The organism is Microseira sp. BLCC-F43 (assembly GCF_041929235.1).
Classification (GTDB): domain Bacteria; phylum Cyanobacteriota; class Cyanobacteriia; order Cyanobacteriales; family Aerosakkonemataceae; genus Microseira.
This window is the reverse complement of record NZ_JBHFNP010000019.1, coordinates 1-14,502: the sequence shown is the minus strand read 5'-3', so window position 1 is coordinate 14,502 and position 14,502 is coordinate 1. Positions and strand designations below refer to the sequence as shown.

Sequence of the window (14,502 nt, the reverse complement as noted above, 5' to 3'; positions counted from 1 at the left end):
ACTACAATTGGAGCTAAAAGAAGACGTGAGAGCAGCTTCGGCGAGGCACTTGCCGAACCCGTCTCGCATCGCCTTACACAAAAATGCCACTGTTTGGCAGCCAGAGTCGGAGCGAGATACTTAGATTTGAGTGATTTAAGTAGAAATTATCCTATCTAGTCACACGTCTCGATAGCGATCGCGCTGAGGATGTTGCAAAATCGCCAAAGCAGCAAAAGCCATTGTGCCGAGAGTGAATTGATCTGGAGGTTCGAGTCTCCCCTCTCCTGACTAGATTGAGCAGAACTGCGCCAGATTGTGGTGCAGATTACGGTCAGCCACGGCAAGATGCTTTGGCTCACCCGTAAACCGGGCATAATCAATTAAGCTCAGGGTTGCCATGAATTGGCAAGTGAGATTGCCTTGATGGGATGCTTTACCCTTGCCAGGTAAATATTTGTTTGGTAGGCTCCCATCCTCAGCACCCACTCGCAACAGCCATCCTGCCATATCGTCAACCATGTCTGCCAGGGTTTGACGCGACATGTCCTCCAATGGCACAACCTGATTGCCTCGGTACATCATCGTCACGGTTACTGGAGGCTGGAGAGAAACCAGAATCTGTCTTGCCTCGAACGCGAAAATCGCCCCTCCACCCTTCTCAAAGGCTTCTGCTGACAACGATATACGCTTCAGAAAACGCTTAAACACCTGTTTGAAACTTAAGTTATCAGCAATCATCTGGGTGGGGCTGTAAATAGCCCCGTAGGATTGATATTGCAGTTTAATGCCGCGAATCCCTCTTTTGGTATTTGGGAACTTGCTTTTAAAGGCTTCGAGTGAGACACGGCGATAGTTACGAGTCAGGCACAGTTCAATCGTATCCACATCGTTAAAGTTGCCCTGGGAGAGGGCTGGAGTCATGGCAGCCACGGCACTGAAGAGTTCCCCTTCCTCCAGCCAGTACTGCTTGAGCAACCTTCCCTGGTGACGTAAAGCGACATAGGTAGATCCCAAACAACTAACTGGCTCAACGGCTTTGGGACTGTGATTGAAAGCTGCTTTTAAGCATTCTGCCAAGGTAATATCATCAATCTGTAAAGCACTCTTCATCTTAATTGACCCATCCTATTTTTGAGAATTACCTTTGAGTTGAGATTGAAGTTTGGCTTGAATTTTGTTGTTAGGACTTACGCAAAGAAACCCGGTTTCTCGGAAAATTCGTTGGTTTGGTCACCAGAAAGCGACGGTTGCAACTAGGTTTCTACGTAGATCTCTAGTTGCCAAACCAACGATTTTTCAGAGAAACTTTGGTGTTTGCGTAAGTCCCGTTATACTTGGGTTGAGGTCTGGATACAAATTTTGATGGTTCAAGATTATAGGCTTTCTGTGCTGCAAAAAAAGATTTCCAGTTGCGGTGTAAAACCCTCAAAACTTGATTGCTGACTTGACGAGGTAGCGCTGTATTTGACATCCTCACCGCCGTGAACGGGCGGTGATTCCCAAACCTCACTTCGGCGCGGTTTCTGCTTCTGTCCCTTGCGGGGTTTCGCACCAGCCTTTACAGACTTACTCTGTTCGGGTCTTAGGGTCGCTCCACAGACTGACACGGGCTTCCCCTGCCGCCAAAATGTTTTTACTAGCGTTAATATCTCGGTCATGGTGAGTTCCACAGCTTGGACAGTCCCATTCCCGAATATTTAACGGCATTTTTAAGGGCAATATGCCCGCAATTACTACACCGTTTAGAACTAGGAAACCATCTATCTATTTCGATGTAGTTTCTCCCATACCAACGGCATTTATAGGCTAATTGACGAGTCAGTTCTCCCCAACTAACATCACCCCCCTTTCATCCCCCCTAATAGGGGGGATGAAAGGGGGGTGGGATTTTTTACCATATTCTTTACCGCTAAATTCTCAACTACAATCCTTTGGTTTTCACGCACCAGTTGAGTCGTTAGCTTGTGCAAATGGTCTTTTCTACTATCGGTTATTTTGGCGTGAATCTTGGCTACCTTGATTCTCGCTTTCTCCCTATTTTTAGAACCCTTCTGTTTTCGATAAATATTTTTTTCGGCTTGACGCAATCTTCGATAATGCTTTTTAAAATGCTTAGGATTAGATACCTTGCCTCCCTCACTGGCGAGCGCAAGACTACTAATTCCTAAATCAATTCCTATCGCTTTATCTGTGGCGGGCAAAGGTTTAATCGTTAGGTCATCAAATCTTATTGAGATATGCCAACCTCCAGAGGGATGTAATTTTACTGTTACGGTACTAGGGGAACATCCTTTCGGTATCTGCCTATACCATCGAATTGGTAATGGTTCTGAACATTTAGCTAAATAAATTTGTCCGTCTTTAAATTTAAACGCTGACTTGGTAAATTCTGCACTTCCCCCTTGATGTTTTTTCTTAAAGTTAGGATACTTAGTACGACCTGCAAAAAAGTTAGTAAAAGCGGTTTGTAAATGCCTTAACCCTTGCTGTAAAGGTACACAGCTAACCTTATGCAAGAAAGTCTAAGTCTTCCTGCTTTTTCCAATCGGTTAACATTGAGGATGTTTGAGCATATCCTATCCTTTCTTGCCTTTCGTACCAAGCCTGTGTTCTTTCATGGAGTGCTTTATTGTAAACCAATCTTACACAGCCCAATGTGCGCCGCAATAGCGACTCTTGTTCGGGTGTTGGGTAAAATCTGTAATTATATGCTTTTTCCATACCTCACATTCTAGCACATATTTTGTGAAAATATTAAAATTAAACAGTAAAGCCGCCGTTTTACGGCGGGGTTTGAGACCCAAAATTTTCGATGAGCGGCTAAATCTTGCCCATCCAAGCGAATCACACCCCGGTCAGGGTCGATCAGACGAGCGGTAACAGCCAGCAGGGTTGACTTACCAGCACCATTGGGACCTACGACAGCCACAACTTGACCGGGTTGGACGATGGCGCTAATTTCATGCAAAGCCCCGTCTACGCTGACACACTCAAATTCCAAACATCCTGCACCCACGATCAAGTCGGGTGCATCGGGTATTTCAGTGACTAAAGACGGGGTATCGAGAAATTCCTGAATCTTTTGCAAAGACACCCGCGAGTTGTGCCAGTACTCTTGCACCCTGCCTAAGTCCTCGAGACGGGGAACCAACAACCCGACAATTGTCATCGCCGCTACCACGGTGCCCGAAGTGATGCGACCAGCCGCCACCTCACCTGCTCCCACGAGCAAGATCGCATCTATAGCTAGAGCGGTGATGGCTTGTGTAATACCTACCAACTGACCAGCGACCCTTGCCCTATCTACCATCGCCATTTCCAGGCGACGACTTTGACGGGCAATGCGCTTTTTCTCATAGTGAGACTGTCCAAAAACTTGCACGACTGCGATCGCCGCCACCTTTTCATCATTATTTCCCTCCCCTTCTCCCCCCCCCCACGACTGAGATGGCGGCGGGCTACTCTTGCTACTCTTTGCAGGCGCTGGCCCAACTTGAAGCTACTTAAGCTACCAATAACCAGCACAATGCTTGCCGTCAGAGCCAAATGCCAGTCTAGGAAAGCTAGGGCAATTAAAGCTGCTGCCGTCGTGGTGATTCCCACTATCAGGCGGGCTAAACCCAGGCTCACCCACTGCCGCAGGGCAGTTAAGTCACCCACAAAGCGCAGCATCACTCCCCCTTGACTGCGACTTTGCAAAGTGCGGGGAGCAAGAGTCGTCAGCCGATTGTACAAAGTCATCCGCACATCATAGGCGTAGCTTTGACCGATTTGCTCTGCATCTGTGCGTTCTAACACCCGCAGCAACCCTATGACGACAGCCCCTGCCACCAAACCCAAGCCAATCTGCCAAATGAGTGGGTAGAAACTTGGGTTGGCGATGGCGATCAACCGCTCAAAGGTGAGTTCCACCAGCAAGGCATTAGCTACCGTAGCAGCTGCTTGAACAAAACCATTGATCGTCAGACGCGGCAACAACCAACGACGATGACCGCTAACGACAGGAGGAATCTGCCTTATACGGATAGTGGCATTTGGAAATCAGACAGACGCGATATCATGCTCGCTGCTTCAGCGCGGAGCATCTCTAAGTCGAGAACGGGTAACCCAGTGGCGGTTACCGCTTCACCCATCGCCAGGGGAGATGCGGTTAGCAAGCCACTGATGGCGAGGACGGGCAGGTGACGCTTGTGCAACCAGTCTACCCCAGCCGCTGCTCCTAGGGCACCATCAGCCGCAAATACGATACCCGACAGTTTGACGGAAGGGAATCGAAGAAACCAGGGCTGAGGTTTCGTCCTGGTACAACCCATCGGCAATCTCTAAGACAATTGCATCTACATCTTGGGCTGCCAGATGATTGGTGAGCGTTGCCAGAATCTCTTGCACTTGTTTGGGAGTGGCTCGATAAGTGGTGGGAAACCCAACACAGGTAAAATCTAAAGCCAAACTCGCCCCCCCATCGTGCATAAACCAGGTATCGTTACCCGCACCCGTACCTGTCACCTTAGCTGCACCAACTTTCATCCCCGATTTAGCCAGACCGCGAATCAGGTGTGCCGCTGTGGTTGTTTTCCCAGAGTTCATAGATGTACCCACAACCGCGATGGTGGGAGGTCGTTGTCCAATATAGCTAGTGATTGGTAAAGCCCAATTAGCCCGGTTAAGGGGTTTTCCTTGTTGATCTCCTAATAAACCGATCGGAGTAATTGCGGTGGGCATTTCCATATCGACATGTTGGGAGAGGACTTTTGCGGCTATCCCACCCGCTGCTGCTAGATGACAGGGTGATAAATCTTCTGGAACTTCGGCTTCAAATTGGTCGTGCGCATAGCGATTTCCATAGCACAGGACTAATTCGTCACCGCGAAAGAGGATTGCTTTGCGTCCATCGCCTTGTTCTAGACGTTCATGCTGACCAATTTCATCTACTCTGACTAGCACTAAATCGCCGGATTTAGGCTTGATCTCTCCACCGATCAGCGTCGCGATCTCATTAAAATCTACGTAGCGAGTCGTATAACCTGCTTTTGCCCGTGTCAGCCTTTCTTGTTTCAGCTGACAAATATCGCTCTCGCTCATTAATTACTCCTAAAATCATTTATAAATAGGATTTTTACTATTTTTATGCTTAACAAATTATCTCTGATGTTCGTACTTTTTTTGGCAAAAATCATGGTTTTTTATAGTTTAAATCGATCGAGTTAATCGATAAGTTTCCGCTTATTTTAATAAATCAATCCCTGGGAAAATAGCGAAAAATTCAATCAAAAATAACTATGATTTAAGAAAAAATATAGCTTTTATATATTATGTTTTTTACTAATTATTAAGTCAGATGCTCAATCTTTGAGATAATCAGGCAAAAGAGTGGAAGAGGCGAGGGGTGCTCGCCTCTTCCACCTCCCTGTGAGATTCACGATTGCTTTTGGCAAACTATAGCAGTTTTATTCTGATTCTTATCAACTAGAGAATTTCTAGGATGGGGATTGTACTTCCATCATTTTGAGCTTGTTTGTAGCAAAATAATGAAGACAAGCTAAATTTAGAATTGACAATTCAGTTATTTTTACTGGATTTACCTGCACCGTACTTACTGTCACAATCGGTTGTTTCGGAATTATGAGTCAGATTAATGTAACTTTTGAGACTATAATTTACGGGAAATAGTCTTGCTGTTCCCTGTGAAGAAGTTACCTCAAAATCTGTAGTGTGAAACTTGAGGATGTGGAAAGTGAGATTAAACAGCTATAACGTATACAAAATAAGGAGTTTAGCCAACGGAAGTTGTCCCGCAGGGGGCAACTTCCGGTAAAAAAAAAATTAATAAAATAGTCCTGGTAATATCATGTCCAATAGCAACGGTTGTGTAACTGCTAATAGCTAATCGCTGGCTCAATCAGGAAAAATACTAGATTAGCAATTAGCAATTAGCAAAGCCATCCATACACTACCGAGGACATGATATAAGTTGTCATGTCAGACTTAGCACATCGCTAAATCTACCTGTTCCCCAATTAAATCCAAAAATCTCGTTCCATAGTGCTGAATTTCCAAAAAACTTGCCCAATCTGCTACTGATTTGTAGACCCGAAATGTCTTCATAATTCCCAAAGTTGCGGCACTTTCCAGCGGGCTAACGAAACTGGTATCCCGGTCGAGAAAGTGAGATTGGCTAGCCCAATTAGCCATCTGATTGGCATTCAAAAAGTAGCAACCAGAATGAGGATTGAGAGCGCGTCGGAAGGTGATAGGAACCCCCACGATGTTGCTTTTCAGTTGCGCTCGCTCGTTCACATTTTGAAACGGCGCGGTGACTCTTGGAGCCAAATCGCCGTCAACGTAGGCTTTGCAAGTGAGAGCGCGAGTAGAGATTTCATAACGATTAGGTTGAAGCAAGCACAGATTGCCTGCCTCCTTGGTAAACCAGCTTAATTTGTTAAAAAACCAGGGATCGTGGAGAATCAGGTCATCTTCCATAAAGCAATAATAGTCATACTTACCAAGGCAATCCCGCAAGACTGCTTGGCACTCAAACCCCAACAGCAGAGGTTCTGCCCCAGTGGGATAATGCTGATAAAAATGAGCGGGTAAGGAAAGTTGATTCAGAAGATGACAGTCTCCAGTTGTACAGATGACGATATCCAGATCGTGAGCTTGGGGTTGGTTAACAGGAATTGCTAATCGGCGATTGATGTCGATGATGCTTTGAGATTTACCAAATAGCTGGTGTAAAGCAGCAAGACTTTTACTTAATGCTTCCAGACGGGGCTGGGGGTCTTTTAGTTTGGAACCGTGCCGACCATTTTTTTCCGGTTTAAAGAAGTGGGGGATGGTAATTAAGATTCGCATTGGTTATAGAGCTTTATAGAGGTTGTTTGAGTTGTTCGTTGAGCCAACTAGCGAACAGTTCGTTGAGTAATCGCTGCCGCATCGGTTCATCGAGTTGAGCAGGCAAAAACTTTTCCAATCGCACAATTACCCACACATCTTTGATCTGAGTGGGAGGCATTAGTTGCCCTGGTTCGCTGTTTAAGATCAGTTGGGCGAGTTTAGGATGGGCGTTACTCAATCCCACCGGACCAATTAAGCCACCCGTTCGAGCTTCTGGACCCTGGGAGTATTGCTCTGCCAGTTGAGGAAAGGACTGTTCGCTTTCTTGCAAGCGGAAGTAAATTTCTTTCGCCATGTCAGCATCTTGAAGACGAATCAGAGAGTAGACAAACTCGTCAAGTTGCGACTTGCGTTTGAGAAAGTAGGTTTCCAACTTGCTCGCCCAGGTTGCTTGTTTAAACTTTTCGATTCTCAGTTGCCGAGTTGCCAGGTTGATTAATTGAGCTTCTGTCATACCCTGCTGCTGCAACCATTTCTGGCGTGCCGCTAGGGATGTCAACTGATACTCTTCGTAGAAGTCCTGGCAGCACTTAGCTTGCTCCTCCGGTGTGCAGTCAAAAGGCGCGATCGCCTCCTCAATTAACATCTCTTGTTTCAGCTTTGGCAGCAGTTGGTATTGATTCAGCAGAGATACCAATTCGGTTCCCGTCACCGTGCGATCGCCAATTTGTAAAACTGATGGCTGTTGCTCATTTGACTCTAGGCTATTAGCGATCGCTGGTGTAGGTGAATGCTTGGTGTCTTTACGTTTCTGATTAGACTTCTCCAATAACTCTTGTGGGGTGGGCGGATCGCCCGCCTTTGAGGGTAGTTTTTGCAGAGGTCTATTTGACCCGAAACCCTTAGCGATCGCTGGTGTAAGTAAATTCTTTGATTTTTTATATGTCCTATTAGACCTCTCCAATAACTCTTGTGGGATAGGCGGATCGCCTGTCAAAGAGTTTGTTTGTTGGAGAGGTCTATTTGACTCGTTACTGTTGGCGATCGCAACTAACTCTGGCGTGGATGAGGGTTCTTGATCTTCAAATTTCCCATTCGACTCGTTAGCTGGCTTTGACTGAGTTGGCGTCCATAGAGGAATTTGACTATCCCCCATGTCCTGCCCAATCCACTGCAAGTGCTGGGGTAATAAAAGCGACAGATCGTAACGTTCTTGAATGATTTGCCTTGCCTTGGTGCGGATTTGATTCATGCGATCGCGATCTTTCAAGGCTTCTTCAATCCGATTGGCAATTTCTTCAGGCGAGAAGAAGTTCGCTAACAAACCATTTACCCCATCTTGGATCACCTCAGTTACCGGCGCAGTACTGGAACCGACAACCAAACAACCTGTAGATAAAGCTTCCAACATTGACCAGGATAAAACAAACGGGCGAGTTAAATAAACATGAGCTGAGGAAGCTTGCAAAACTTTCAGATATTCTTCGTAAGGGAGATGTCCGGTAAAGTGAACTCTGGACAAGTCTAAGGGGAATTTTTCTAACATCAATTGCTTATAAGTTTTGCCATCTGGCAGAGACTTGCCATAAGCGACTCGATCTTCTCCAACAATGACAACATGACATTGAGGGCGGCGTTGTTGTAGTAAGTAAATTGCTTCAATAAACTGCGGAAAGCCCCGGTAAGGTTCCATACCTCGACCTACGTAGGTAACGAGTTCTTCCACATGAGACAAGTCGAGATTTAAGCGTGGCAGAACTAACTTAGCTCCTGGTTGAGGGCGAAAGAAATTGGTATCAACACCATCATGGCGTACAGTTATTTTACTGTGATTTTCTAAGGGAAATTGTTGGCGTTGCCAGTAGGTGGGAGAAAGACCGCGATCGCAACTATATAGATCCACTAAAATCGGTGCATTCTTCAGTCGAATCCGGGCTTCATCGTCCGCAGTGAGCGGTTCATTTGGGTCAAAATCCGCATCAGTGCCATGAGCATGATAAAACCACTCGAAATAACACAATAATTTAGCTTTTGGGAATATATCTTTCATCAATAAAGTTGGCCCCCAACCCGAATGACCATAGACCACATCGGGAACAAATCCCCGCGCCTTCAGTTGTTCTGCCATGCGGTAGACAGCCTGACCTTGAATCACGGCATTTTCCAAAGGACGGACATAGTGGTGAGTTTCGGGTCGAGCTTCTCTTTTCGGGCTATAGATCATCTTGGTGACACCCGGTAGGCGACCTTCGCGACGAGTGGTGCCGAACACGACTTGGTGACGGCTATCTTGCGCGATCGCCGCCGCCAGATGACGGAACTGGGCAGGAAAATTAGGATGTAAAAATAGAATACGCATGGCTTTATTTTAGTAGTAAGTTCCTGCCGTCTCTTTTGCTCAGAGACAGCAGGAGATGAACCGAATGCGAGATTTGCTCAACCAAATTGAGCATCAGGTGTGCGTATCTGGTTGCCCCCAGATACACACCCATTTCTTAGATCAGGAAGTCTGCTTCTGTAATCGTGACGAGCGAACCACCTGCGCCATTTATCCTGGCAACCAATTCGATGTAGTCAGGTATCCCTTCCGCAGGTATACCTTCATTCCGAACGCTGATCGTAACGCTAGAAGTACCGTTGCCGTTGATAATCAGTTCGCTAAAGTCCGTAACAAACTCATACTCGATGAAGTCAATTCCATCTTGGAAATCAGTAATCAGGTCGCCAACAGGTTCTGGCGGCACTGGTTCTGGTGGGAAACTAGGCTCAACAGGTTCTAGCAAAAAGCCTGTGCTTGACAACTGGAATAAGTCAGCATCAGCACCGCCAGTCAGCGTATCGCGGGCGGTTTGGGTTTCGGAATCTTCACCACCACTGAGAATGTCAAAACCTGCGCCGCCGATCACCCGATCTGCACCAAAGCCACCATTGAGGATGTCATTTCCGGCTTGACCATTGAGGACATCATTGCCAGATAACGAATCTGCTACACCGAAATCCCCATACATGGTGTCATCGCCACCGCCACCTAAGAGGCTGTCAACGCCTTCACCGCCATCAATGAAGTCAGCATCAACACCACCAGTAATGGTTTCTAAGCCAGCGCCGCCCAACAGTACGCTAGAGCCAGTACCGCCATTAAGGATGTCGTTACCGTCGCCCCCATCGAGGGTGTCAATACCATCGCCGCCCAGGAGCGAGTCATCACCCGCATAGCCATAGAGAGCATCATCACCAGCGCCGCCCACGATAGTATCGTTGCCGCCGCTAATTGTGTCGTTACCTTCGCCGTAAAGGCTATCATTGCCATCGCCACCAAACAGCGAGTCAGCACCACCTGCAATTGAGTCATCCTTGGTGCCATCGCCGTACAGCGCGTCATCATAGGAGCTACCAACTACGGTGTCATTTCCCGCACCGCCCAGTGCCGTATCCTCAAAGCCGCCAAATACCCAGTCATTGCCAGCACCACCATCGAGCAAATCTTTACCATCAAGGGCATCGGTAATGCTCGTCCCACCATAGAGAGAATCATTGCCAGCTTCACCATACAGCGAGTCTTCGCCTGCATCCCCAAATAGCCTGTCAGCACCAGCGCCACCAAGCAGGGTGTCTTTATCGAGTCCACCTTGGAGTAAGTCATTACCGCCTAAACCATTAAGGATGTCATCACCAGCAAAGCCGCGCAGGGTGTCGGCATTCGTAGTTCCGGTTAGGGTATCGGGAAGCGCTGTGCCATTTCTGATTGCCATAATTTACCTCTGTGGTTGATTGAAGTTGTTTTTTAAGCCGAATAACAATCGATGCAAGAAAGCATCCAGCAATTTGTTGCTAGTGTTAATTTCCTCATTGTTCGCCCTTGCCAAACTTTAGGAGAAAAATGACGAAGTCATAGAAATGAGGAATAATACCAAATCCCGGTTTAATACCCGCTTGCTCCCCTAGACCGCGTAGGCGGTCTTCGGTTGTGTAGGCGCGACTTTAGTCGTTAGCCATAAAATGAACCATCGCAGCGGATTTGGTAGAAAAGGTTAGCAAACATCAAATAGACTTCGTGTATTTGCACAAGTAGATTGCCGAATTTAGGCAAATTCGTATAAACATCAAACTCCTGATAAAAGTTTTGGGCAAAAGCTCTCTTCCCGCTAGCTAGCTATCGATTTAACTGAATTTAATCAGCTATGTAGCGGTTTTTTAACCTAAGTCAAGTCTATTTCAGCAAATTTGTTTTTGCAACAGGTTTATGAAAACTTTATAAGAAACAATGAGAAAAATTTAATTTTTAAATATTCCAAAGATAAACAGCATAAATTGGGAATTGAACTAGCTTTTTAGCGCCTTCAATCCCCTTGTTATTTGTTATTTATTCACCCTAAAGTGAAATAAAATTTTGTAATTGTCTAAAACATATAGATATCCCTGTGAACAAAGATGGCAGATTGCAAATGGGGTAAATCTGAAATCTAAAATCTGAAATCTGAAATTCCTTGAGCGTTATCTTGTGCGATCGCCCGCTTCAGATGACGGAACAGGGCAGGAAGATTAGGATGGAACAGAATACGCATTGCTTTGTTTTGCTAGTAATTTCCTGCCGTCTCTTTGCCCAGAGACAGCAGGAGATGAACAGAATGCGAGATTTGCTCAACCAAATTGAGCATCAGGTGTGTGTATCTGGTTGCCCCCAGATACACACCCATTTCTTAGATCAGGAAATCTGCTTCTGTAATCGTGACGAGCGAACCACCTGCCCCATTGATCCGGGCGACCAATTCGATGTAGTCAGGTATCCCTTCCGCAGGTATACCTTCATTCCGAACGCTGATAGTAACGCTGGAAGTACCGTTGCCACCAATAATCAGTTCGCTAAAGTCAGTGGCAAACTCATACTCGAGTAAGTCGAGTCCATCTTGGAAATCAGTAATTAGATCGCCAACAGGTTCTTGTTGCGGGGGTGGTGGTGGGAAAGTAGGCTCAACAGGTTCTAGCAAAAAGCCTGTGCTTGCCAACTGGAATAGGTCAGCATCAGCGCCGCCAGTCAGCGTATCGCGCAAGCTTTGGGTTTCCGAATCTACACCACCATTGAGAATGTCAAAACCTGCACCACCGATGACCCGATCCGCACCAAAGCCACCATTGAGGATGTCATTTCCAGCTTGACCATTGAGGACATCATTGCCAGACAGCGAATCTGCTACACCGAAATCCCCATAAATGGTGTCAGCACCACCGCCCCCTAAGAGGCTGTCAACGCCTTCGCCACCATCGATGTAGTCACCTTCAAGACCACCAGTGATAGTTTCTGAACCAGCCCCACCGGAGTAGTAGTTCGCACCTAGTGTATCGACGAAGATATCATTACCGTCACCGCCATAGAGACTGTCTGTACCGTTGCCACCGACGAGAGAGTCATTGCCATCACCACCATAGAGGGCATCATCGCCATCGTTGCCAATCAGGGTATCTGCTCCCCCAACAATTGAGTCTTGCTGGTCATCGCCATAGAGGACATCATTGGTGTAGCTACCAACCACATGGTCATCGCCAGCACCGCCCAGCGCCGTATCACCTTCGCCAGCGTAAACCCAGTCGTTTCCAGTTCCACCATCGAGGAAGTCTGGGCCATCCACCGCATCATCGATGCCGGTACCGCCATAGAGAGTGTCATTGCCAGCGTCACCATACACCACGTCTTCCCCTGCATCCCCAAACAGTCTGTCATTGGCACCACCACCATGCAGGGTGTCTTTATCGTTTCCACCTCGGATGAGGTCATTACCGCCTAAACCAATTAGTGAGTCGTCCCCTCCGAAACCGCGTATCGTGTCGGCATTGGCAGTTCCTGTAAGGGTATCAGGATTTTCGGTTCCATTTCTGATCGCCATGATTTAGTCCTCGGTTGTGAAATGAATTGGGTTATATCTGAGGGTGCGCGATGCATCAAAAAATTCGATGAATTCAGGGCTTACGCTAAGAAACCCGGTTTCTGTGAAAGTCGCTTTGGAACTATAGATCGCAGCAAGAAACCCGGTTTCTAGGATCTTGGTGCTTTTGTCATCTCCCTATCTCTCCCCCTCTCCCAGATTTAGGAGAGGGGTGCTGAAATCATGGACAGGGTAGATAAAAGGTTAGTAATCATCAAAGAAATCCTGATTTGTAGTTAGGGGCTAGGGGTTAGAGGCTAGGGGAAGAAAGGGGTTTAATTTTGGGTTTTATCAATTAAGAACGTCCTAAATCCCTTCGCGCATAAATCACAAAGCAACAAAGTCTAATTCTGTGAACCTTCCGGGAAGTAACCCAGCCACAACGGCTAATTCTTCGCCAGTTGCAGTTACGGTGATGCGAGTACTACCCGTCGAAACACCACCAATGTTGAGATTGATGCGGCTAATAGTTAGCGCGTCAAAGCTGAAACCTGTTTGTAAGAAATCAATGCCATCTTGGAAGTCTGAGATGTAGTCGCCTAATTGCCCGCTTAACCCTGAGTCTTCCAACCTAAAGTAATCACCGTTGGTGCCGCCTATGAGGGTGTCGCGTTGGATTTGTTCGGGGAGGTCATCGCCGCCATAAAGGGTGTCGCTGCCAGCACCACCCAAAATGCGATCTACCGCTCCACCGCCATCGAGGAAGTCATCGCCAGCACCGCCATTGAGGGTATCGTTGCCAGCGACAACATCAACTCCGTCGCCATCTATGATGTCGTTGCCAGAACCACCTAAGAGGCTGTCGGCTCCTTCTCCGCCTTCGATTACATCCGCATCTAACCCGCCGGTGATGGTATCGTTACCTGCATCGCCTAGCAGCGTGTTGATGCCTAGTTCGTCTGTGAGAAAGTCATTCCCTTCACCGCCGTCGAGTAGGTCATCGCCATCGCCACCGTTGAGGTAGTCATCTCCGGCAAAGCCATAAATTTCGTCATTGCCAGAATCCCCCAGCAGGGAGTCATTGCCACCCGCACTCAAGGTATCTGCATCGCCGTAAATCGTGTCGCTGCCATCTCCACCCAGAATGGTGTCAGCGCCCGCAATGCCCACGGTGTCATCACCTAACAGGAGGTCATTGCTTAGGCTGCCGTCGATGAAGTCGCTGTCTCCGCCGCCTTGCAGCGTGTCTTCAAAGAAGCTTCCCGTTAGGGTATCCGAACCTGCTTCGCCGTTGAGGGAACCTTCACCGGATAGAACGTCATTGCCATCGCCGCCCAGTACTTCATCCTCTGGGCCACCAATCAGCCAGTCGTTACCAGCACCACCTAACAGGGTGTCTTTGCCATCACCACCATCGAGGGTGTCAGCACCAGCACCGCCGTCGAGCAGGTCTTCGCCTGCTTCTCCGAAGAGGCGATCGTTACCGCCTCCACCTAAGAGGTCGTCACCGCCATCCCCACCGAGAATCAGGTCATTGCCGCCTAAGCCAGAGAGAATGTCTTCTCCAGCAAAGCCCCGTATTGTGTCGGCATTGGCTGTTCCTGTAAGGGTATCGGGTAGTTCGGTTCCATTTCTAATTGCCATGATTTACCTCGCTTAATTGGCTGAATTTGCGTTGTATTTGGAGTCCAGAAACCGGGTTTCTTGGTAGATCTCTTGCCTTTGCCGATGATTTTTCCGAGAAACCCGGTTTCTTTGGCTGGCGCGAGATGAGGTCAGAAACCGGGTTTCTTGGTAGATCTCTTGCCTTTGCCGATGATTTTTC

At 47.4% G+C, this 14,502-nt stretch carries 11 protein-coding genes and 2 pseudogenes; all 13 read right to left on the bottom strand.

Annotated features, from left to right (window positions below; all coding sequences use genetic code 11):
• Positions 1 to 270: 270 nt before the first annotated feature.
• A complete protein-coding gene (locus tag ACE1CM_RS02185; RefSeq protein ID WP_374875765.1) occupies positions 271 to 1,092 on the bottom strand; it encodes a hypothetical protein in 822 nt (273 codons plus the stop codon).
• Between the two features lie 163 nt (positions 1,093 to 1,255).
• Entirely contained in the window at positions 1,256 to 1,453 is a 198-nt protein-coding gene (locus tag ACE1CM_RS02180; protein ID WP_374875808.1) for a hypothetical protein, read from the bottom strand.
• A 43-nt stretch (positions 1,454 to 1,496) separates the two neighbouring features.
• Positions 1,497 to 2,703: pseudogene (locus tag ACE1CM_RS02175) on the bottom strand (RNA-guided endonuclease InsQ/TnpB family protein); the annotation flags it as partial.
• A 10-nt stretch (positions 2,704 to 2,713) separates the two neighbouring features.
• Positions 2,714 to 3,364, bottom strand: coding sequence for an ATP-binding cassette domain-containing protein (locus ACE1CM_RS02170; protein ID WP_374875764.1), 651 nt, complete (start codon positions 3,362 to 3,364; stop codon positions 2,714 to 2,716).
• Entirely contained in the window at positions 3,286 to 3,960 is a 675-nt protein-coding gene (locus tag ACE1CM_RS02165; protein ID WP_374875763.1) for an ABC transporter transmembrane domain-containing protein, read from the bottom strand. The genes ACE1CM_RS02170 and ACE1CM_RS02165 overlap by 79 nt, the downstream gene beginning before the upstream one ends.
• 38 nt (positions 3,961 to 3,998) lie before the next feature.
• Positions 3,999 to 4,178: a hypothetical protein gene (locus ACE1CM_RS02160; RefSeq protein ID WP_374875762.1), complete on the bottom strand. Its 180-nt coding sequence runs from the start codon at positions 4,176 to 4,178 to the stop codon at positions 3,999 to 4,001.
• A gap of 34 nt (positions 4,179 to 4,212) precedes the next feature.
• The gene (locus ACE1CM_RS02155) at positions 4,213 to 5,064 is read right to left on the bottom strand and encodes a hypothetical protein (protein WP_374875761.1); all 852 of its coding nucleotides are present in this window, start codon (positions 5,062 to 5,064) and stop codon (positions 4,213 to 4,215) included.
• Positions 5,065 to 5,967: 903 nt separating this feature from the next.
• On the bottom strand, positions 5,968 to 6,834 hold the full coding sequence (locus tag ACE1CM_RS02150) for a calcium-binding protein (RefSeq protein WP_374875760.1): 867 nt from the start codon (positions 6,832 to 6,834) through the stop codon (positions 5,968 to 5,970).
• Between the two features lie 13 nt (positions 6,835 to 6,847).
• On the bottom strand, positions 6,848 to 7,171 hold the full coding sequence (locus tag ACE1CM_RS02145) for a peptidylprolyl isomerase (protein WP_374875803.1): 324 nt from the start codon (positions 7,169 to 7,171) through the stop codon (positions 6,848 to 6,850).
• Positions 7,172 to 7,951: 780 nt separating this feature from the next.
• A pseudogene (locus ACE1CM_RS02140) lies at positions 7,952 to 9,175 on the bottom strand (glycosyltransferase family 4 protein); the annotation flags it as partial.
• A 136-nt stretch (positions 9,176 to 9,311) separates the two neighbouring features.
• Entirely contained in the window at positions 9,312 to 10,568 is a 1,257-nt protein-coding gene (locus tag ACE1CM_RS02135) for a calcium-binding protein (RefSeq protein ID WP_374875759.1), read from the bottom strand.
• 948 nt (positions 10,569 to 11,516) lie between these two features.
• Positions 11,517 to 12,698: a calcium-binding protein gene (locus ACE1CM_RS02130; protein WP_374875758.1), complete on the bottom strand. Its 1,182-nt coding sequence runs from the start codon at positions 12,696 to 12,698 to the stop codon at positions 11,517 to 11,519.
• Positions 12,699 to 13,064: 366 nt separating this feature from the next.
• On the bottom strand, positions 13,065 to 14,321 hold the full coding sequence (locus ACE1CM_RS02125) for a calcium-binding protein (RefSeq protein ID WP_374875757.1): 1,257 nt from the start codon (positions 14,319 to 14,321) through the stop codon (positions 13,065 to 13,067).
• Positions 14,322 to 14,502: the final 181 nt, after the last annotated feature.

Coding starts and splice junctions, on each gene's coding strand:
- ACE1CM_RS02145 (WP_374875803.1), bottom strand. CDS start 7,171: ATGGCGAAAGAAATTTACTTCCGCTTGCAAGAAAGCGAACAGTCCTTT.
- ACE1CM_RS02150 (WP_374875760.1), bottom strand. CDS start 6,834: ATGCGAATCTTAATTACCATCCCCCACTTCTTTAAACCGGAAAAAAAT.
- ACE1CM_RS02155 (WP_374875761.1), bottom strand. CDS start 5,064: ATGAGCGAGAGCGATATTTGTCAGCTGAAACAAGAAAGGCTGACACGG.
- ACE1CM_RS02180 (WP_374875808.1), bottom strand. CDS start 1,453: ATGTCAAATACAGCGCTACCTCGTCAAGTCAGCAATCAAGTTTTGAGG.
- ACE1CM_RS02185 (WP_374875765.1), bottom strand. CDS start 1,092: ATGAAGAGTGCTTTACAGATTGATGATATTACCTTGGCAGAATGCTTA.
- ACE1CM_RS02125 (WP_374875757.1), bottom strand. CDS start 14,321: ATGGCAATTAGAAATGGAACCGAACTACCCGATACCCTTACAGGAACA.
- ACE1CM_RS02135 (WP_374875759.1), bottom strand. CDS start 10,568: ATGGCAATCAGAAATGGCACAGCGCTTCCCGATACCCTAACCGGAACT.
- ACE1CM_RS02130 (WP_374875758.1), bottom strand. CDS start 12,698: ATGGCGATCAGAAATGGAACCGAAAATCCTGATACCCTTACAGGAACT.